We start from the raw sequence: 17,724 nt of genomic DNA, 5'->3' as shown, positions 1-17,724 counted from the left end.
GGCTTGGATCAAGTTCAGCACTGAGTTTGATCCCAGCGCTCTGGCACTGCAGACTGAACCGGTTTGTGGCATTGAAGTCTCATGCCTAAAAGGCGTTGCACTGCCAGCTTTGTTCATGGTCAACTTTCGTTGATGAAAAACGCTCAACCAAGCGTTGCCAATTTGATTGCTTTCATCACAGCAGCCGTTTCAGCAGCCATTTGATTTGTCTTGCTGCCTTCACTCCTCACACGATGCAGTTCTCTATGGATTCGCTTTTCTCGTTGATTATCGGCTTAGGTCTGAGAGCTGATTGAGTGCTTAATTGAGCTGGCAACAGTGATCATTTGTATCCCTTTTGAGAATCTTTTGTTTGCAGAACTCCTACATTTGTTTGCTGCGTTGAACCAGTTTGACGAATGCTGATGGCATGGACGCCTTCTTCTCCAATGGCAACCATGGCAAGCGCTCGATAGGGATCAATTGAAAGACCAGGAGGGCTTAGAGCGCATCGTTGGTCTGTTTGGCGGCGTGAGGTTTGTTCCAGCACTAGCGAGCGGGCGCGCACAACAACTCCTACGGTTGGGGAGCGTTCGCGGTGTAATTAGCTACCCGCTCGGCTTTTGCCTGTTGGATGTAAGGCTTTTGCCAGCTCAGGGGGATCTCTAGTAGGGCTTTGGGGCCGGTGATTGCTTCTGCCAGGAAGATCACCGCCGCAAGACTATTGGCTGTGATGTGCAGCCATCGCCAGCGCAGATCACGCAGGATTTCTTGTCGGGATGCCAGCGAGAACAGCATCAGCCCAACGAGACCAATGCCACCCCAGAAATGCGATTGCCAGAATTCTGCTTTGAGGGGGTTGTCACCGAGGCGGAATACTTCCGGCTGCATCCCAAGGACGATGACACCTGCCCAGCAGAGTAAGGAGAAGCCTGCTCGATAGGCGGGTCTTTTGTCTCGCCAGGTTGTCAGCAAGGCGATGCAACTTCCAATGAGTACCAGTAGAAGCAATCCAGCACGGATCAGACCTCCCTCAAACTCCGTTAGCGGATGTTCAGTGCTGATCATCACGACCAGAGCAAGCAGCACGATTGCGATCACTCCGGCTGAGAGCCATCTTCCGAGATTGCTGTGCACACTCCCGACATTGGCTGGACTTTCGTTCTGACGTTTGAGCCGACGACTGCGGGTTTGAAGTGACAGGTTTAGGACTATCCCCAGTAGGGGGTAGATCAAGGCTACGGCGAAAATCGGGTGTAGCAACCAGATCCAGTCAAGGGTCTGCATGGTGAGGGTCTGGCCGGGGAATCAAAAGGGAGACACAATTGGATTTAGCAATGGCGCTAAAAGCATGCACGCCATCGCTTAGAGCTTATTGAGTTGAACTGGATAGAGAATCTCTCCGTTTCTGGGTCCCTGATTCTCTTCCTATCGAAGGAGCTTATGGGAATTCAGGTGGTTGATGTTACTCAGTGATTCTACAAACCTGCCTAATTCTTAAGAGTGAATGATTATTTTCGCTGCTTGGCTAGCTGAGTAAGCATTTTGAATTAGATTTTGAATTAGTTTAAACCCCTTTGCCGTTGCAACAGTGATGAATAGAACTTGATTGGAATCTAAGAGGATGTAGGTCAAGCCATCAGGAATGTTTCTGAGGTGCCATGTCTTTGCTGATATAAGCAGGAGCGATCATGAGCATAGGCCAGCAATTGTCAATGGGGTTCGAGTGAAGAACTGAGCCTGTGCTTGTGGCGATACTTTGCTGCTGTTATTAGTCCGCATCAAAACCAATACATGAATAAGGGGCTTGGGGGAGGTTTGGAGTCGAGTGGCGAATGAACGAGATACGTTCTTTGATTAGCCCCGCAATGCTGATCGTTTGAATCAAATTTCGCTTGCCTAGCCTTGGCTTTGGCTTGCCTAAAGGCTAAGAGCTACTTTTTGGCAGATGTTGAAAGGAACAGCTAAGTCGAAGGCAATTCAGTCATGCGCATCAGATGGGGCCCCTTGCGTAGAAAATAAGGCGAAGGCGGAACTGTTGCTACTAATGATTCAGGGCTTGCTGGTCATAGGTGAGGTGAGCTACGACTAGCGCCTAACTGAGGCGATAGATGAGGGGCATTTTTGAGCTGTTGCTGGCCTGGCGTTGGCCGCTGGCCGTTATCGTGAGCACAGCCTTTTTAAGCAAGGCTTTAATCGCGATTACTCGCGCGGGCATTCGTGTTGAGATTTTCACCAGACGTCCGATCAAGGTTTCCACTGGACCATCAGCGATTCAGGCCGAGGTCACCAAAGTAAGGCTTTAGTGGCTGAAATCTTTGTGACCCTAGGTAGGGAAAGACTCTGGTGATCCCGTTAAACATACAATGATTTCGAAGAACTAACTTCTTTCTTTTGATAGACAGAACAATCAATATCTATCGCCATGATCAACAATTTTGATTCTCAATATTGTCTACTATCTTTATGGCCTGATTGGCAGGATTTGTTATCAATTTAATTCCTCTTTGAGCCTTTCTCGCTCCACGCAGTCATGCCTGATCGCAAAGACAGCTGCTTGAGTTCGATCGCATATGTCAAGCTTGTTGATGATTGTTCTTTGGGTCAAAGTATCGTAGTGTTTGCGATATTATTGAGCTTCCATCAAGGCATCCTTAAAGATTAATCTTAGAGTTCTGTAAGGATAATTTAAAAAGGGGAATTTAAAACCTTGATGCTCATCTAGCCTTCTTTTGTCTAGCTAATATAAAGAGAAGCTATTGCTTAGAAGCGCTTAATGCAAACTGTGGCCTTCCATAGAAATCTGGAAAAACCTGAGTGGAGAGTGTAAGTCGCCAGAGCTGCGAAACTTGGTTTTTAAATACGAGCGACTGACGTTAATCGAAAAAAGCTTCTGCCGTTCCTTCCAGATCAACTTATGGATTCGTGCGTGAGCAAGAAAAGACCCTTGGATGATCCGGGTACCCAAGGGAGTGAGTCGCTGTATCTCCACGCATAGAGATCATGAATGATCCAGAAAAAACCGATGTAGGCAATGATCCAAAGACATGTATTCGTGATTACCACTTGGTTGATGATGTTGGAGTGATCGAACATTCACGCGATCAAGTGAGCTTTGATCAACCCTTGCAAAACAAGGGCCATCCGCTTGGCTGATCTCAAAGGCCCGTCTATTGCTTTGAGTTTTGGCGAGCGGATGGCCAATCGGCAAATGGTGAAATTGGCGTGGAAGGCATCACTGATGACCCCATGGGCAACGTGGTGATCGGCATGAACGAACTGATGCAGTCACAAAAATGCTTTTCTGGGATGGCGGTCAGAAGGTAGTAGCAGACCTCTAGATCAAGGCCCTGACATTGATATGGAGTTGTGGGATCAACAGATGTGCAACTAGAGAATGCCTTGGGGAGGGGAATTTCTGCTCCATATGGATGAGGTTTTTCACGCCCAGGAGTGAAAAAAGAGATCTCAGTCGTTTTTGCTGCGTCGCTGATGAGCATCACCGTCAAGGGAGTGCCTCTAACGACGAGGTCCAGCTGTTGTGGAGTGCTTTTGATCAAGCCATCGATTCCCCGATGCAAGTTGATTGGCGAAAACCGTACAACTATCACTTTGGAGTGGCTTTTTAATCCCAACCGAGCCTGGTTCTCCGTACTGTTTTTGTTCGGTCTAGGCATCTACGTCGACCAAGCTGTAAAAATCTCTCATAGAACACCATGTACTCCCTCTTTGACGAGTTTTTCTCTAGTGCAAGCTTCTATAAAACACGTCCTCGCGTTTCTGTGATCAGTGATTCTGAGTTCAAGGCTGATCAGGATCGCCAGAACGCAGAACGTGTTTCTCATCTCGAGAATGTAAGGGCCGATTTGCTCGATTCAGTCAACAAAGTTGAAGCACAGATTGAGGCGCTTCAAACAGCACTGCCGCAAGCCAAGCAAGCGATCAAGGCACCTATCGCTGAGCCTGCCGCAGCAAAGGAGACCTGCTAGCGCTCGTCATGACAAAATTTTTATGGCAAGTAGGAACCACTACAAGCTCAGTGGCGATTCATGAAGCCCCTGCTAGTGCGGGGGCTTTCTATTCCCTGTAAATAGCTGCAATGGTTGGTAAGAAAATTAACTGATAATGCTGCTAAAAGTTCCCCTTTGGCAGCTTCAAATTCATCTGCTCGAGTGGATTAGCACTGACATGATCTATATAGAGAAACTCTCAAAAGTCGACGATAGTGAACATGTTTTGCGGATATTAGCTTAGTTGAATCTTGTGAGGCCTTCAGGTTATTGACTCGCGGAATGGTTTGTAGCAGGCGAGACTGAGCATCGCTTCGCAATCCCCTTGGCGGTTCAAGTTCTTCGAAACGATCAGCGTTCCAAGCTCGATCAGAACGATGACGTGCTTTTTTATGCTGAGCCTCGTTTCGTTCATCATCTGGACGAGGCCTTTCGGGGGCGTTTGACGCAGCTTTATCGCGAGAAGATTCCGCCTTGCTCCACAGTGCTCGACTTGATGTCGAGCTGGGTGTCTCACCTGCCTGATGACGTTATCTATGACCGTGTGATCGGCCATGGCCTCAATGAAAAGGAACTCGTGGCAAACAACCGGCTTGATAGCCATTGGGTTCAGAATTTCAATCTCAACCAGTCCATTCCGCTTAAGGATGAGAGCATTGATGCGACTCTCATCGTTGCAGGTTGGCAATATCTTCAGCAGCCTGAGGATATGGCTGAGGAGTTATTGCGTGTGACGCGCTCGAAGGGGCAAGTTATCGTTGCCTTCTCGAATCGTATGTTTTTCACAAAAGCTCCGCAGATCTGGAGGGATGGCGATGACCGTGATCATTTGACCTACGTTTCTAAGGTGCTGATGGCTCAGGGTTGGCCAAAGCCTGAGATCATCGCAGAGGAGACTCGCTCAACAGGTGTCTTGGGGTTGCTAGGCGGCAAAGGAGATCCATTTTTTGCAGTGATAGCGACAAAGCCTTGACTGCAGTAAAGCCAACAAAGGAAGCAATCTGAGTTGGCAAATAAGACGAAACTCTTTGCCTGAAGGCTACAATTAATCCAGACTCTATGCACAGATTGCTAATCCATGACCTCTTCATTAGCTTGCACTATTGTTTACTTACTTCCTGAGAGTATTGTTTTTTCCTAATCGGCCATGATTCATACAAAAGACGAAGGCTAAGGCACTCTATTGTTATCGATGGCCTTAGGAATGCTAGGAGGAGTTGAAAATTAAACAGTGGCTCTTTCGAGAGAGCTAAAATAGAAAGAGAGTAAAACCAAGATTTCCTTTGTTTGATGCATGCCTTGATTGATGTATTGATTTTATGATTGACTCCTATACGTTGCATCAGTGCAAAGCCAATAAGCACATTTGCAAGCTTAAAGTTAGAAACCTAGAGCATGCTGTTCAACAGGCAAAGCTGATGATTGCAGAGTCTGCTATGGACCCTGAATCACTCGTTTCCTTAAGGCGTAAAGTTGCTGAATCCATTCTAGACTTAGAAGTATTGTATTTGCTGATGGAGGAGGACCCAGTAAATTATTAGTTTAACACGCAACTGTTTTAAATTTACACAGATTGGTTTTGTCTTGTAACTGCATGGCTGTTTAATCTTAATTGCATGTCTCCTATTGCATCATTTTGATTTGCTATGATATTAGCTGTTTGTCTCTTTCAAATGGATAAGTCGACCAAAGATCAAATTGTTGCATCTTCTGCTGGTTGGGTTGCTGTTGCATTAAATATTTTGCCAGGTATTGGAGCCGGCTACCTCTACCAACGTAGGTGGAAGGCCTATTGGATTACTTCCGCGGTCGTTAGTATTTGGATTGTTCTTGGTGCCGTCTTGGGTCAAGACATTGATCCTGTTAATGATCAAAGAAATCAATTAGTGGGTCTTATAGGTCTTTTGCTTGTCGCTGCAACAACTGCTGTAGAAGCTGGTCTAGCGGTAAAACGTGCGCGCAATAATGAATCGACTTGATCGATAGGATTAACAAAATATCTAGAGCGAGTTCTCCCCCTCTACTCTGTTGATAATTAATCTCGATGTTTGTTTTTATTCGTATGCCTATAGGCCCCGTTATTTACTCCAGTAGGCTTTGCTCGTAGTGCAAGGATGAATGGAGTAAGGATAGATTCATGATTTAATATGGGGATTAATTCAAATTTTATCCGTTAATCCGGTTTAAGCATTTTTGCTTTCTTTTCTTGAAAATTCTTGCTAAGCTTGGGAAGAACGAGAGGGTTTAGTATGCACACATATCTTGTTGAGGCATTGATCGTTGTCTCATCTACTCTTTGGGTTGTATTGTTGCTTTGGAAGCCTCAAAAGGAATAGCTGATAGCCTTATTCTGTATTATTTTTTGGTCTTTTCTTTTGGCAAGCTGGTTTAAGTGAAGCTTCCGATCAGTATTCATTTTTAAGCATCAAAAATGATCTTTTCCTTGATTAGTCTTTTATAGAGATGAATCTCTACCTTGTCGTGTTGGGTGGGAGGACGCGCGGAGCACACGTGGAGATGCACGATGTGCGCTGGGTGGTGGGTGAAACGATTGAAGCAACAGTGCCCCAGCTGAAATCACAATGGATTGGCAATCCTCGAGGGTTGCATGTGGACAGCTACATGCGCATCCGCTTCGTGGATGGTTACCGGATCACAATGGCTAGCGCCGGCAATGTCAAAGCAAACGAGGCCAATAAACTCTGGTTCATCAACCTGGGAGGTTATAAGGCTGGCGAAATGCTTGAACAGCATCATTTGGAACTTGTGGTCGCACCTTCAGCTCAAATTGCCAAGGGCAAGGCTCGTCGCCGCTGGTTCGAGCCGATGGATCAGATCCACAAGGATGATCATGCCGCGATCATCCGTCTACAGGGATATTCAGTCGTCCTTGAGATCGATCCTCAGGGGCGACATGATGGCATGAAGCCCGACTGGAGTGGCTACTGGGTTATCACTTGATCAACATTCCCCCGGATTTGTTTCATCTCATGGTTCTGGTGGCTCTTGGCTAGGGATAATCTTGTCAAGTTAGAATTTATAGGGACAATGATTGATCTATTGTATTAGTATTTCTTTGCGAAAAGGGATAAGTGTCATGAGCATTGATTTTATAAATGATTCTCCCTAATCTTTCACGCTATTCAATAACGAGTATTCCTCTCTGCAATCCTGATATGCCGTCTAATGTTCGCATTGCTTTCCATAGATTATGTGTTTTTACCCATACAGAAGGATAGCGATATCTGGCAACATCTAGGATTAGAACTTTGTCAGTAACAGTGTCATAAGCTGCTAGTGGAGAGAAGTGTCCACCACCTTTTTGGCCAATAACCTTTCTGTCATAATTGACAATCAAGCGATCACTTGAATCGTCAAGATTAGCTTTCACAAGCGATCTAAAAGCTGACAGACTAAGGATGTCTCCGTGTAAACGCTTAGAAGAAACACCATGATGACTGAGTAGGTTTTGAACTTCTTGAAGTGTCATGCCTTGACGCCTGACTTTGGCTGGGCTAATGACTGTTTGAGATGAATCCGAATCGAAGATATTGTCTTGGGTCCAGAAGTGGTAGTTTCTGAAACCATCTACTGGAGGTGCCGGAATTGCTAGGCTGTTTAAAACCATTACGGCACTGGCAACCCCGCAATAGGCAAGGTTTGATTGGGTCAGAAAAGCTTCCATTAACGAGCCGTAATCTGATACAGACTTGCTTCTTTGCAACAAGACCATTCCTTCTGAGGTCGTTATTGGAATTAGTTTTTCCGCTAAGGCAGGATTAGACCAAGGGCTTACTATCAGTGCAAAACTCAATAAGCTGATTCTAGGAGATGTTATCCAAATGAAATGTTTGTCTTTCTTGTATTTTCGAGCAGGATTAAAGACCATACCCTCGCCTATACTGAGCATGCCACCATTCTATCTAGTTTCAGACTTGCTTGACAGAAGCAATGATTGCTTACAGTATCAACGCTTTTCGGTGTGCGCAATATTGCAGGTAATTTCAAGATATTTGCGTTATTATTTTGCCTGTTTGCGATAAGCTTTTCGCCGTTTGGGCAGAAGGTAGATGGTCTCTTTCTCTCGTGATTCATTTATGACTGCTGAAGTTCCTTCAACGCTCGTAGCACATCTTGACTATGGCGAGATGGACTTACGTCTTCCCAGCGAGCGCGAAGGATGCCATCGGGATCAATCAGAAATGTGTGACGTTGGCTGAATGGTGAACTCCATGATCCATACCTTTCGCTTACAACTCCACCTGTGTCAGACAACAATGTGTATCCAAGGCCTTCGCTGCTACAGAAGCTGACGTGCTCTTCGGTGCCATCAGCACTGACTCCAACCACAGCTGCACCTGCAGCGTTAAAGTCTGAGAGATCTCGCTGGAATCCACGCGCCTCGAGAGTGCAGCCACTGGTGAAGTCGCGAGGGTAGAAGTAAAGAACCAGCCAACTGCCTAGAAAGGCATCACGTTGTAATTTCTCAGCCAGCGCACCTTCTTGACCAGCGGCCTCTAGCTCAAAGTCTGGGGCTTGAGCGTCTAGAGCAGGAAGCTTTCCCTCCATGGCCAAGGCTTGGCTTGGGCGCCCAAGACATTGGCTGATACTCAACACTGCCGCCCCTGTTATGACTCTCAAGAGTTCAGATCGTTTCACCGGTATCAAGCCAACTGCAGAAGAGATTAGTCAGAACAACTTCACGGCGGAGCTAATCTGGCAAATGAATCTGACGATTGTGATCTCAACCAGTTGAATTGGATTCATGAGTCAAGCACCCCTAATTTTTAGCTAGCTGACCAACATCTTGCGTTGAATTGGAATCTATAACTTAGTCCCCCCCCTTCCCATAAGACTGCCAACAGTTATTAATCATGCTCTGATCTTCTTTGTCTCTTTACTCTTTTCAAGTTCTAACCGGTCGGCTTTTTACTCTTCTTCCTGTTTGCTTGCTGCAGCGACCTCTGCTTCAAGAGTAAATGTCACACTTTTATCAGGACTGAAGCGATCCACAAGAGTTTGAAGTTCTTCTTTGAGCTGCGCCTCAGAAATTGGTTCGATTGACTCTTGAACGATGGCTTCCTTCCATGTCATATCGATCAGCTTCTCTAGTGCCGCTGCTTTGATACGTGCGATACCGATCTGCTGAATGATCACTTGCTTAGGAATCTTTCCTGGACGGAAGCCTGGCAGCCTTATCGCGCTACCCAGGCGCGATAAGGCTGCGTCATAACTTGATTTGCAGCGAGCCGCTGGAACCTCTAGCTCTATAGAGATGTGGTTGTCTGGCAACGCATTGATTTTGACTTTCAACCCCGTCTTCGTCATTGGTAAGACTCCTTAAACACTGACAACGCAACAGCAGCAGACCCACTAACCCCTACAGCAATGGCACCAGGTCGAGGGAGGCTCATTAAAAGGACGTGTGATCTCCTATCCCTCACACTAGTTTGCTTTCGCTGATTTTTCTTAAGCGCTGTTCTGTGTATGCCTTGTTTGCTGGAGGTGATTCTTTGTTGATTTAGATCAATCATTTTCAGCAAAGCTTAGGAAATATCCATTTGACTGTTGCTAACTAATCCCTAATACGCGAGACATGGTGCTAGCCATTCCTAAGCTAATGTTAGCTTATAGAGCTTCACAACTAAAATCTTGAATTTCGCCGAGTGGTGTAAGACCACGGAAGGTTGGATGTTGATGATCTTCATAGCTCCACCACCATTTGCCATCAGTAAAACTTGTTTCGCCTACGTTGAAGGTTCTTGGTAGCATTAGTTTTGAATTCACTAGGTTGATCACGATAAAAGCTCCAGCATCAAGCTCTTCATATGCTTTAACTCTGCTGTATGTTCCATTCTCATTGTTGTAGATTGTTGCTTCGACAAGACTTCCATCACATGTAAATGAGGTTGATTCTGGAGCTAATGCACTTGGGACTACTGGTGAAACACTGATTAGAAAACTCATCATGAAGCCAAGGAATGTCATCATTAACTCTGTCCTGACTAACCTAATAGGGTCAACTGATTGATAGCATGGCAAATACGTGCTCTCAAGGTAATGATTTTTAAATCATCGCAATAAGTAAAGCCCCGTGGAAAGTGAGGCTTTACTTAGTGGGTTCTTATTCTGTTGTGCTGAAAAAATTTTCTGCATTCTTCAGTGCTGTCTATAGCTTCTGGTAACTTGCCCTGCCAAGTCGTTGCAGGGCTCAATGACGGCTATGGGGTTGATCAAAATTTTTCTAGTGGACGGGCATTACCTTTGAGAACCAGGCCAGATGCGTTGCGTGAAGTTAGGAAGCTCTGCGAAGGAGTGTTTTTGATGCCTGGGCAAGGCGCAACTCTCACAGCGCGATTTTGAAATCGGTTTTCGGGTCGTCGCGATCGTCCTGCGGAAGCTCTAATCAAGGGCATTTATGGGCGTAGCCAACAAGATCAGCGTGTAGCCCATCGTCACCATTGACAGACCCCAGAAGTGAAGCTAGTACAGATGTACTTTCGCTTGTGTTATGCAAAGTCCTCCAGTGCAACAGGTCAATGGCTGGCTGATCAGCCCTGATGGCCATTTCTGCTATCGCTTCCACCGCGATGCCAACAGTTGGATCAGAAACCCCTTCGTTTTTGTTGATCAATGGAGTGCACAAATGGATGGAACTCCATCGCAGATGAAACAGCGCCTGAGGCTTCCTTTGGATCAAGCCCTTGAACTATGTGGTCAGATGCTTCTTGATGGATGGCAAAAACTGACGACTCCATGCGGGGAAGACCCAGACCCTCAGTTCATAGAAGAGATCGCCGCATGACCCAGAATGAACTCGCCATGAGATTGGCTCGACTATTGCTGCTTAAAGAGGGTGGTGGCACCTTAGAGAGCTTTGAATCCTTGCTTTGCTTGCGGAGTTATTTTTCTGAATTGACGCTCGATGAGCTGCATCAAATCGCAATTGAGTATGGGATCGAGGCCTAGAGACTCTGCAGATGACGAAGGAAAAGCCCTGGTTTTGACTAGGGCTCTTGGTTTGCATCAACAAGCGAATTGATCTTCAAGGCTCCTGGGAACGACGCTTTCAATTCAGCGACAACCAGGCCTTGTTGAAGGGCTGAGGGGTAGTGCCATTCGTAGCGGCAAAAGCATGTTCGTCTCCCGCGGGCAATGAGCCTTGACTGGCCCATCAGCTCTCTGGAACCTTCTCGGTGGATTTAGTAGGGCATGGTTCGAGTTGTCTTGCTCATGATCAATGGTCTCGATGATCCGCAGAAAAAATGACATCGGTCACAGCATTAATCCATCCTGATCCATCGGCACTCTTTTGTTTTTGCTAGTTGGTATCAATTCGATCGCGTTAGAGAGGTACTCGTGCTCGCGAGCAGGCGGGTCTCTGTAAAGACGCGGCATTCGCGGCCCAGTTCGTAGACTTGGTGGGTGAGGATTGTCCACTCTTTGAGATGGATGCGCCAACGAGCTTGCACATTTGAAACTTGCTCAGACCAGGAGACAATTCCACTGGTTCGCTCTGAGTTTCTTTTGCGCTCTACCTCCAGCTCTGTAAGCAGTTCATTGCGTGTCCAGGCTTTACCCGTGCTGGGGTTGTTGGGGATTGGTGTGCTTGCAGCCATGGTGTTTTTATCGGCAATGTGAGTAAGCATAGTACACCTGTATTGTCGACCTGTGGATGGGCGGCCTGCCCCTGGCGACAGCTTTGGCATCGATCCATCACTCATGGAAGAGATAAGACGCAGGGAGGAATGTCAATCAATGCCAGATCTTTTGTCTTGGCAAGGGTGCTCGCGTTGGCCGCTGCATGCTTAGGGCCAATGTTTAGAGCGATGGCTTATTTGTACCTCTTGCTTGGATTTGGCCTCGCTGGCGAATCGCATCGCCTAGATGGCTGAAATTCATGCTTTGGCCCATGGGACGGGAGGTCCAAGGGCGCTAGCCCATGGAAGGCTTTAATGCTTTAGGCACGTGTTGGTGTGATATCCCAGTTACGTAGAATCTTTGTTAATGCATGTATTTGCTCTAGGGTCACCTGTTCAATGGCCGCAAATAAAGCGATGCAGCAGGTTTTGCTCGAGCCTAAGCATGCCAAGTTCGCAGCAACACTCTCCCCGATGAGATTTGATTGAGTGGCCCTGCTTGATAGCACTCCTTCTGCTCACTCAACTGCCCCTGATCATCGCTCTGGCAGGTGTTCAGGCTTTGATGTGTGAGCTCGTTCACATTGAATTGAGATCTAGACCCCTAGCTGAGAGGCTTTTTTGTTGCTATTAAGAGCCAACAAAAATTCTTCGACATGCCAGCAACACTCAAACTCGTTGATCACTACTTGCCAGTAACACTCACTGAAGAGCAAAAGGCAGCATTGGCTCGTGCAAGAGATCCTCAAGCAACAAGCGTTGATGAGTCAGTGAACCTCTTGAAGACGGTGTACTTAAGTGCCGAACCAGAGAATTGGGATGACACCACTGAATCAGAATGGAATTGTGTCGCCACCTGTATCCGTGCTGCCTAGGCCGGCTGATCAGCAATCCTGTATAAAGCGAGGCAAAACAGCGCGATAAAAACGCCGAGTGTGATGGTGTAAAAGTCCACCTGATTAACCTCTAGCCTTGGCATAGATGGGTTGAAGCGTCCCGCCGCTGTGATCATCATCATCTTCGTTATCGAAGAACGAGAGGCCTAATAAAAGTGCGCTTAATGGCAGTAAAGGGAATAGCGCAGCCAGTTGACCACTACTTAGAACAGGTTGCACTGCATCCCAAGCGGACCAAACAATCCAGAGTGATGTGAAGAGGATGAAGGAGAGGGTGAGCTTTGATTGAGGCATTGAATGTGCCTGCCAAAAGACGTTCCATGACAATGACAAAAAAACAACGCCAATGTGGGGGCTTTGGGGCCTGCGTTGGTACGGATAGCCGAGGCTTTATTGCTACTTATCTAAGCCCAAAGCATCGATTATCGAAATGGTTTCAAGCAGTCTCAAGCGATCTTGCTGTCATCGTTAATACAACAGAGTTCAATCACTCGCCTGATCATCCAGGTGATCACGTTGTTGTGATCCCTGCATCTGAGTACGAAAAGCCCCAAGAGCGTCAGAACGCTGAACGCGTTGCTTGCTTAGAGGCTCGCAAAGCAGATTATCTCGCAGTTGTTGAACAGCTCGAGAAGCAGATTGCTGAATTGCAGTCTTCTCTGCTAACAGCAGAGAAGGATAAAGAATTGGCGGCAGCTGAGATCTGACAGCTAGCACCAGGTGGTGGGAACACTTGTTGAGGGGGGTGCAAAGGGCTCCTGCTGCAAGCAATGGCTTTTGTTCTGCATGATTGAAACTCGCGATTGAATGAACCAGCAGCATTCTCTTTTTTTGAGACTGTTGTCGTGCTTGACGCAAGCCAGGCAGAACTTGGCGCAAGATGGTTAGGGGTTAGGGGTTAGGGGTTAGGGGTTAGGGGTTAGGGGTTAGGGGTTAGGGGTTAGGGGTTAGGGGCCTTGTTGGTGATGCTTGATCGTTAGTGAATCACTCAGCAGACTTGGAGGACACACCGACTTGATATTCATACTCAAGATCAGAGTTGTTGAGTTCTTGAGCTGTGCTCAGCGTTGTGGGCGAGAAGGACATTGGTTTGTTCAAGATCTTGTTGTCGATCCAATCGACAATCATCTCCATCCTCTGTTCAAGCCAACAGGGCAAAGATTTTGGGGCACAAAGGCAGCGGCTGCTCTATGGCAAGCAATAAAAAAGACCCTCGCAGGTGAGCGACGGGTCTGGGTGATGGGGAAATCAACTTTTAGGCATAAATGATCAAAAAAACAAGCTTCCGCTACAGGTGGTGTCAGAAAGTCAATATAAATGCATTCAAACCTAAATATAGTGTGAAGACCATCACTATCACCCTTGACAGCCACTATTCTCTTTGCGTGGCCGGGTGATGGGGATCAGTCGGTTTTTGCACAAATCCGCCCCCTTGTTAGCTGGGGGGCTCTTTTATTGCCTATATAAAAACCTGCGCAGGCGTGATGTGCAAGAGGGGCTGGCCGCAACACTGCCAACACTTCTGACTTCATTCAGCTGTGACAGGTTGCTTGAGCGGCACTCCTTCTACCCCTGCCCAGGCAACAAACACAACGGCATCTTCATTGCCAATGTTTTCACAGGCGTGTTGGGTGTCTCCGGTAGAGGCAACAAAGGCTTCTCCTCGTCTGAACTCCCTTGCCTTACCAGACTCTGTGAGTGTGCACTTGATCCAACCTTTCTCGACATACACGACACCAGGTTGAGGGTGAGTGTGGATTGGGGTTTTGGCGCCAGGCGGAAAAACAGCTCTTATCAATGTCATCTCAGCTTTGCCTTGCGGATAGCTGAACCGCTCGCCATACCATGATTCTGTTGAAGACACCAAGACATCAGAGGTGATTGGTGCACTGGCCTGATCCTTCCTGTTGCTGCAACTGACGGCCAATAAACCAGTGAGGCAGATGGTTGAGACGATGAGAGCGCGCATTAGGAAATAAAAAAGCGGCTTCCTGGAGGAAAACCGCAGATGTGATGTGATTTGTAGGAGATTTAAGTGATTTATATGGTGTAGTCAACCCCTCGATTGGTTTGTGTGGACAGCGAGTTTCGCTGGGGATTGATGAGCTGAGGTGTAGTCAATTCCTCGATAGCTTTTCGCCATCAGGAACTGGGAATGAGACAGGGCAGCTTGCTTTTGCTCTTTGCGCTGAATCATGGAGAGGATGTTCATCGAACGCTCCTGCAGTGCTTAAGCCCCCGTTGCCTGGCTTAAGTCTGACTGCGCCCCGGAAGGGGGCCAACGGTTGGCAAGAGTCTACAGACGTTTGTTTGGCATTTGTGGGAGGTGCCTCCCTGTCCATCCCAAATAGGAGTTCAGGACTTTGTAATCCTCTAGGCACGATGCCGATTATTGATGGTTGCGATCGCTTTGGGATTGACTGCAAATTTGAAGGCTTGGATTTTGCCTTGTTGTTTAGACGAACACCTATCTCAGTGCTTGGGTTGCTGCTTCGATCATGGCTTCACCGCGCCGGTGGATCTCATTGGCGTAGTTGGTCCAGGTGCCTTGCCCCCAATAGCGGAAGCAACTGGTTTCTAGCAGTAGCAGGTAGAGCAGAGCTTCTTGATAGTGCGGGGTGTGCGTGATTGCTGCATCCTTTGTCACCAAGGGATCAAACAGCTGGTGAAACTTTGCGCTGAGGCTGTTGATCGGTTCCAGCACATTTTCATAGCCCTTGATCCAGCTGAGATTGTTGGTCCAGGATGCGCCGTCCATTGAGAAGGAGGGATCTGTTTCTTTGAGGTCGCTGATGGCCGCTTCGATTGATTCGGGGTTGATGGGGCTGTCAGTGTTATGCCACAGCTTGTGTTGCTGTATCGCCTGAATCTTTGGGTAATCAGAGGCTTCCACACCGGCGGCCTCCAGTAACTCCAGATATTCAGTGCCGTTGAGCGCAACTGTGCTTAGAGGATCAACCTGGGAAGCAATGGTTTGATGGGCTTGGATAAAGGCGGCTGGAAACTCATTCATCATTACGCCTCCATTCTCTCCGTCGGCAATTTGAGAGACCAATGATGGAATCGATTTGCCTGCCAGTGATTGTCTGCCCAGGCCTAATGCTTCGTGATAGGGCTGCATCTGTCCTACCAATTTGGTGTCTGAGCCCTGGGTTTTGATCAACGCCACAATGCTGACTGTTTCCCCTCTGGAGTTACGAGCCACAAGTTGATTGGGGCCGTATTTCTGTGCATGGCGAAGGCATGAGCCATCGAAGTTTTCAACGCTGTTTTCTTGAACAAGGAGCCAACGGTATCCGCAATCTCTGAGGGCTTTCACCAATTCATAGAGGGTGTCTGGATGGTTGGGAAGGTGCATTTCCGGTGGCGAGAAACCCTTCACCCGTTGCAATGCTTGCCGCCCAAACATGGCAGCGAATTGATGCTGCCAGGCCAGGATTTGTAGCTTCAGATCTGGAATAGGAGTTGAGGGTGCAACGGCATGGCTCCAAAAGGTGCCGAGCCATTCCACATGGGGTTGAAGCGTGGGATCGCATGCCAGACGTTTAAGCGCCTCGAGAATGTCGACACGGCCCATTTGCTCAACACCCCAGAGCAAGTTGCCTGAGTAATCCAGCATGATGCGAGGGTTGCATCCCTCTTCAATCAGTTGGGGAATGATGTCTGCGAGGCGCTTGTAGCAATGGGCAAAGGGTTCGGCGTTGTGGTTATCGCCTTCTTCGCTGTGCTCCAGCATGTATTGCAGATGCGAGATCAGTTCTCCATTCGCACCTGCCGGAATCGTGGGCTGATGCATGTGGAGAGCACAGGCAAAGGCTGACTGAAACTGCTCCAGCTTGAGATTGCTATGCGTGAGCACAGCGGGATTAGCTTGCTGAACCAGGGCAAGAATTTCGGCTTCGTAGCCAGCGATCGCAGGCAAGCTTTGCTTGGGCATCAACTTTTGTTTGCGGTAGTACGGGCCTGGTAGAGCTTCAAGCAGGCGCTGATCAAGGCGAGACCTGAAGGGGAACTAACGGGTTGCCTGTCAGCTGGAATGTGGCGAAGCGGCTTGGTTTCCTACACCCCTACACCGTGTTGACGTTGTTCTGAGTGAAATCGACACTTTTTTCGCCGATCAACGTCTTGAGATCTTCCGGTGGTAGCCAACGCCTGTTGGCGCCATGTTTAAACGCGAAGCGAAGGAATTCTGCTGCGTACTGAATGCGAAGTCTTCTGCTTGTAGAGCCGGGCTCTCCTCCATGACGTTCGATCAATGCTTTCAAGAGCGTGTAGCCGGAGCTGGGTTCAGGCTGGCTTGTGAGAATAACGACTGTACGGGCAAGGGGAGTGCGGTAGTTACGGTTCCAAACCCGGGCTCCATTTTTGCTTTTACTTGTTTTATGTGATTTGAATTTTTTTAGTAGTCGTTCCCAATCGAATTCACCACCAGCTCCAGACTCGTTTCTTTTTTTCACCAACTCGTAGGCATCAGTCAATCCTTTTCCCTGATCTTTCATTAACTCAGAGATCTCAGTTGAAATTTTCAAGATCCAATCAGCGCTTGTTGCGACCCATGGAATGAAATCAGGATCGGTCTTGGCCTTTGGACCGAGGATGATGCTGGTGCGGGTGCCATCGTCGAAGCGCACAGTCAACTGAACCCTCTGGAGAAGACCGTCACCAACGCCGCGAACCATCCAGCCATCGCCACATTGTCGGCGGATCCCGTCGCGCAGGGCTGTGATCCATTTCGCTGACTTATCGGCCATTGGGATCCTGTTGCACCGCAAGCTGTTTGATTGTTCTTGTCAATTCAACAGTGTTGCGGCTGCATCCTCAAGCGGCTGGGGCTTTTGCTTTGGTCTGCTGATCAGGTTCATGACTACCAACAACATGATTATTCGCAGTTAATCGTTGGTTTCTGGCATTGCTCGGCTAAAGATGAAAGCCAATCTTGCAAGATACCAAGGGCTTTTGGCTCTAAGCGGTAATAAACCCAACGACCACTCTGCCGATCAACAATCAAACCAGCATCTTTTAAGACCTTGAGATGAAAGGAAAGGCGTGATTGGCCAAGACTTAACTCATTAATGAGATCACACACACAACGTTCACCAGAGGCAAGCTCCTCTATCACTTGCAGACGAATAGGATCTGCAAGTGCCTTCATTAGAGTTCTGGCACGACTTGAATCAAGCAAATGTGGTGGTGCGATTG

27 protein-coding genes are annotated in these 17,724 nt (G+C 47.7%); 12 read left to right on the top strand and 15 right to left on the bottom strand.

Going from position 1 to position 17,724, the window contains the following annotated elements; all coding sequences use genetic code 11:
• Positions 1–322: 322 nt before the first annotated feature.
• Together SIB80_RS09070 and SIB80_RS09065 are read right to left on the bottom strand one after the other, a co-directional pair.
• The gene (locus SIB80_RS09070; RefSeq protein WP_063434967.1) at positions 323–547 is read right to left on the bottom strand and encodes a hypothetical protein; all 225 of its coding nucleotides are present in this window, start codon (positions 545–547) and stop codon (positions 323–325) included.
• A gap of 8 nt (positions 548–555) precedes the next feature.
• On the bottom strand, positions 556–1,266 hold the full coding sequence (locus tag SIB80_RS09065) for a DUF4079 domain-containing protein (protein WP_011130391.1): 711 nt from the start codon (positions 1,264–1,266) through the stop codon (positions 556–558).
• An 824-nt stretch (positions 1,267–2,090) separates the two neighbouring features.
• Between SIB80_RS09065 and SIB80_RS09060 the strand changes: the two genes are divergently transcribed.
• Both SIB80_RS09060 and SIB80_RS09055 read left to right on the top strand, forming a co-directional pair.
• The gene (locus tag SIB80_RS09060; protein WP_041384432.1) at positions 2,091–2,285 is read left to right on the top strand and encodes a hypothetical protein; all 195 of its coding nucleotides are present in this window, start codon (positions 2,091–2,093) and stop codon (positions 2,283–2,285) included.
• Positions 2,286–2,982: 697 nt separating this feature from the next.
• A complete protein-coding gene (locus tag SIB80_RS09055; protein WP_169189795.1) occupies positions 2,983–3,135 on the top strand; it encodes a hypothetical protein in 153 nt (50 codons plus the stop codon).
• Between the two features lie 14 nt (positions 3,136–3,149).
• Here the strand turns inward: SIB80_RS09055 and SIB80_RS09050 are convergent, their stop codons facing one another.
• The gene (locus tag SIB80_RS09050) at positions 3,150–3,656 is read right to left on the bottom strand and encodes a hypothetical protein (protein ID WP_236065962.1); all 507 of its coding nucleotides are present in this window, start codon (positions 3,654–3,656) and stop codon (positions 3,150–3,152) included.
• A gap of 39 nt (positions 3,657–3,695) precedes the next feature.
• Here SIB80_RS09050 and SIB80_RS09045 point away from each other — a divergent pair, with 39 nt between their 5' ends.
• The 4 genes from SIB80_RS09045 to SIB80_RS09030 all read left to right on the top strand — a co-directional run bounded on the left by SIB80_RS09045 (position 3,696) and on the right by SIB80_RS09030 (position 6,950).
• Positions 3,696–3,968: a hypothetical protein gene (locus SIB80_RS09045; protein ID WP_063419234.1), complete on the top strand. Its 273-nt coding sequence runs from the start codon at positions 3,696–3,698 to the stop codon at positions 3,966–3,968.
• A 346-nt stretch (positions 3,969–4,314) separates the two neighbouring features.
• Positions 4,315–4,962, top strand: a complete 648-nt coding sequence (locus SIB80_RS09040; RefSeq protein WP_063414108.1) for a methyltransferase domain-containing protein — start codon at positions 4,315–4,317, stop codon at positions 4,960–4,962.
• A gap of 673 nt (positions 4,963–5,635) precedes the next feature.
• On the top strand, positions 5,636–5,968 hold the full coding sequence (locus SIB80_RS09035) for a hypothetical protein (protein WP_063419236.1): 333 nt from the start codon (positions 5,636–5,638) through the stop codon (positions 5,966–5,968).
• 484 nt (positions 5,969–6,452) lie between these two features.
• Positions 6,453–6,950, top strand: coding sequence for a DUF1543 domain-containing protein (locus tag SIB80_RS09030; protein WP_063419237.1), 498 nt, complete (start codon positions 6,453–6,455; stop codon positions 6,948–6,950).
• A gap of 178 nt (positions 6,951–7,128) precedes the next feature.
• Here SIB80_RS09030 and SIB80_RS09025 read toward each other — a convergent pair whose 3' ends face one another.
• Positions 7,129–7,899: a phytochelatin synthase family protein gene (locus tag SIB80_RS09025; protein WP_236065964.1), complete on the bottom strand. Its 771-nt coding sequence runs from the start codon at positions 7,897–7,899 to the stop codon at positions 7,129–7,131.
• Between the two features lie 185 nt (positions 7,900–8,084).
• Entirely contained in the window at positions 8,085–8,558 is a 474-nt protein-coding gene (locus tag SIB80_RS09020; RefSeq protein ID WP_240951545.1) for a peroxiredoxin, read from the bottom strand.
• Here SIB80_RS09020 and SIB80_RS09015 point away from each other — a divergent pair.
• Complete coding sequence (locus SIB80_RS09015; RefSeq protein WP_169189791.1) at positions 8,557–8,745, top strand: hypothetical protein; 189 nt, start codon at positions 8,557–8,559, stop codon at positions 8,743–8,745. The two genes, SIB80_RS09020 and SIB80_RS09015, sit on opposite strands and share 2 nt — an antisense overlap.
• A gap of 173 nt (positions 8,746–8,918) precedes the next feature.
• Here SIB80_RS09015 and SIB80_RS09010 read toward each other — a convergent pair whose 3' ends face one another.
• On the bottom strand, positions 8,919–9,317 hold the full coding sequence (locus tag SIB80_RS09010; protein WP_063419239.1) for a trigger factor family protein: 399 nt from the start codon (positions 9,315–9,317) through the stop codon (positions 8,919–8,921).
• Positions 9,318–9,617: 300 nt separating this feature from the next.
• On the bottom strand, positions 9,618–9,980 hold the full coding sequence (locus SIB80_RS09005; RefSeq protein WP_063419240.1) for a hypothetical protein: 363 nt from the start codon (positions 9,978–9,980) through the stop codon (positions 9,618–9,620).
• A 520-nt stretch (positions 9,981–10,500) separates the two neighbouring features.
• Here SIB80_RS09005 and SIB80_RS09000 point away from each other — a divergent pair.
• The gene (locus tag SIB80_RS09000) at positions 10,501–10,794 is read left to right on the top strand and encodes a DUF1651 domain-containing protein (RefSeq protein ID WP_063419241.1); all 294 of its coding nucleotides are present in this window, start codon (positions 10,501–10,503) and stop codon (positions 10,792–10,794) included.
• Entirely contained in the window at positions 10,791–10,958 is a 168-nt protein-coding gene (locus tag SIB80_RS08995; protein WP_169189793.1) for a hypothetical protein, read from the top strand. Before SIB80_RS09000 ends, SIB80_RS08995 begins: the two co-directional genes overlap by 4 nt.
• Positions 10,959–11,063: 105 nt before the next feature.
• Here the strand turns inward: SIB80_RS08995 and SIB80_RS08990 are convergent, their stop codons facing one another.
• Both SIB80_RS08990 and SIB80_RS08985 read right to left on the bottom strand, forming a co-directional pair.
• Entirely contained in the window at positions 11,064–11,261 is a 198-nt protein-coding gene (locus tag SIB80_RS08990; protein ID WP_169189792.1) for a hypothetical protein, read from the bottom strand.
• Positions 11,262–11,320: 59 nt separating this feature from the next.
• Positions 11,321–11,608 (bottom strand): hypothetical protein, encoded by a 288-nt coding sequence (locus SIB80_RS08985; RefSeq protein ID WP_240951544.1) that lies wholly within the window; start codon positions 11,606–11,608, stop codon positions 11,321–11,323.
• A 677-nt stretch (positions 11,609–12,285) separates the two neighbouring features.
• On the opposite strand from SIB80_RS08985, the gene SIB80_RS08980 reads away from it, so the two are divergent.
• Positions 12,286–12,504, top strand: a complete 219-nt coding sequence (locus SIB80_RS08980; protein WP_063419243.1) for a hypothetical protein — start codon at positions 12,286–12,288, stop codon at positions 12,502–12,504.
• Positions 12,505–12,588: 84 nt separating this feature from the next.
• Here SIB80_RS08980 and SIB80_RS08975 read toward each other — a convergent pair whose 3' ends face one another.
• Positions 12,589–12,819, bottom strand: a complete 231-nt coding sequence (locus SIB80_RS08975) for a hypothetical protein (RefSeq protein ID WP_236065967.1) — start codon at positions 12,817–12,819, stop codon at positions 12,589–12,591.
• Between the two features lie 32 nt (positions 12,820–12,851).
• Between SIB80_RS08975 and SIB80_RS08970 the strand changes: the two genes are divergently transcribed.
• The gene (locus SIB80_RS08970) at positions 12,852–13,232 is read left to right on the top strand and encodes a hypothetical protein (protein ID WP_063419245.1); all 381 of its coding nucleotides are present in this window, start codon (positions 12,852–12,854) and stop codon (positions 13,230–13,232) included.
• 343 nt (positions 13,233–13,575) lie between these two features.
• Positions 13,576–13,794, top strand: a complete 219-nt coding sequence (locus SIB80_RS08965; RefSeq protein WP_236065968.1) for a gamma-thionins family protein — start codon at positions 13,576–13,578, stop codon at positions 13,792–13,794.
• 259 nt (positions 13,795–14,053) lie between these two features.
• Here the strand turns inward: SIB80_RS08965 and SIB80_RS08960 are convergent, their stop codons facing one another.
• The 5 genes from SIB80_RS08960 to SIB80_RS08940 all read right to left on the bottom strand — a co-directional run bounded on the left by SIB80_RS08960 (position 14,054) and on the right by SIB80_RS08940 (position 17,677).
• Positions 14,054–14,494 carry a cupin domain-containing protein gene (locus SIB80_RS08960; RefSeq protein ID WP_063419247.1) on the bottom strand — a complete coding sequence of 147 codons (441 nt, stop codon included), beginning with the start codon at positions 14,492–14,494 and terminating at the stop codon, positions 14,054–14,056.
• A gap of 84 nt (positions 14,495–14,578) precedes the next feature.
• Positions 14,579–14,737 (bottom strand): hypothetical protein, encoded by a 159-nt coding sequence (locus SIB80_RS08955; RefSeq protein ID WP_169189945.1) that lies wholly within the window; start codon positions 14,735–14,737, stop codon positions 14,579–14,581.
• Positions 14,738–14,992: 255 nt separating this feature from the next.
• Positions 14,993–16,462: a hypothetical protein gene (locus SIB80_RS08950; RefSeq protein ID WP_063419248.1), complete on the bottom strand. Its 1,470-nt coding sequence runs from the start codon at positions 16,460–16,462 to the stop codon at positions 14,993–14,995.
• A 130-nt stretch (positions 16,463–16,592) separates the two neighbouring features.
• On the bottom strand, positions 16,593–17,276 hold the full coding sequence (locus SIB80_RS08945) for a hypothetical protein (protein ID WP_063419249.1): 684 nt from the start codon (positions 17,274–17,276) through the stop codon (positions 16,593–16,595).
• Between the two features lie 128 nt (positions 17,277–17,404).
• Positions 17,405–17,677 (bottom strand): ArsR/SmtB family transcription factor, encoded by a 273-nt coding sequence (locus tag SIB80_RS08940; protein ID WP_063419265.1) that lies wholly within the window; start codon positions 17,675–17,677, stop codon positions 17,405–17,407.
• Positions 17,678–17,724 lie beyond the last annotated feature (47 nt).

The sequence above is a fragment of the Prochlorococcus sp. MIT 1327 genome, from assembly GCF_047304785.1.
GTDB lineage: Bacteria > Cyanobacteriota > Cyanobacteriia > PCC-6307 > Cyanobiaceae > Prochlorococcus > Prochlorococcus marinus_D.
Note: the sequence above shows the minus strand (reverse complement) of the source record. Positions and strands in the feature narration are given on the sequence as shown.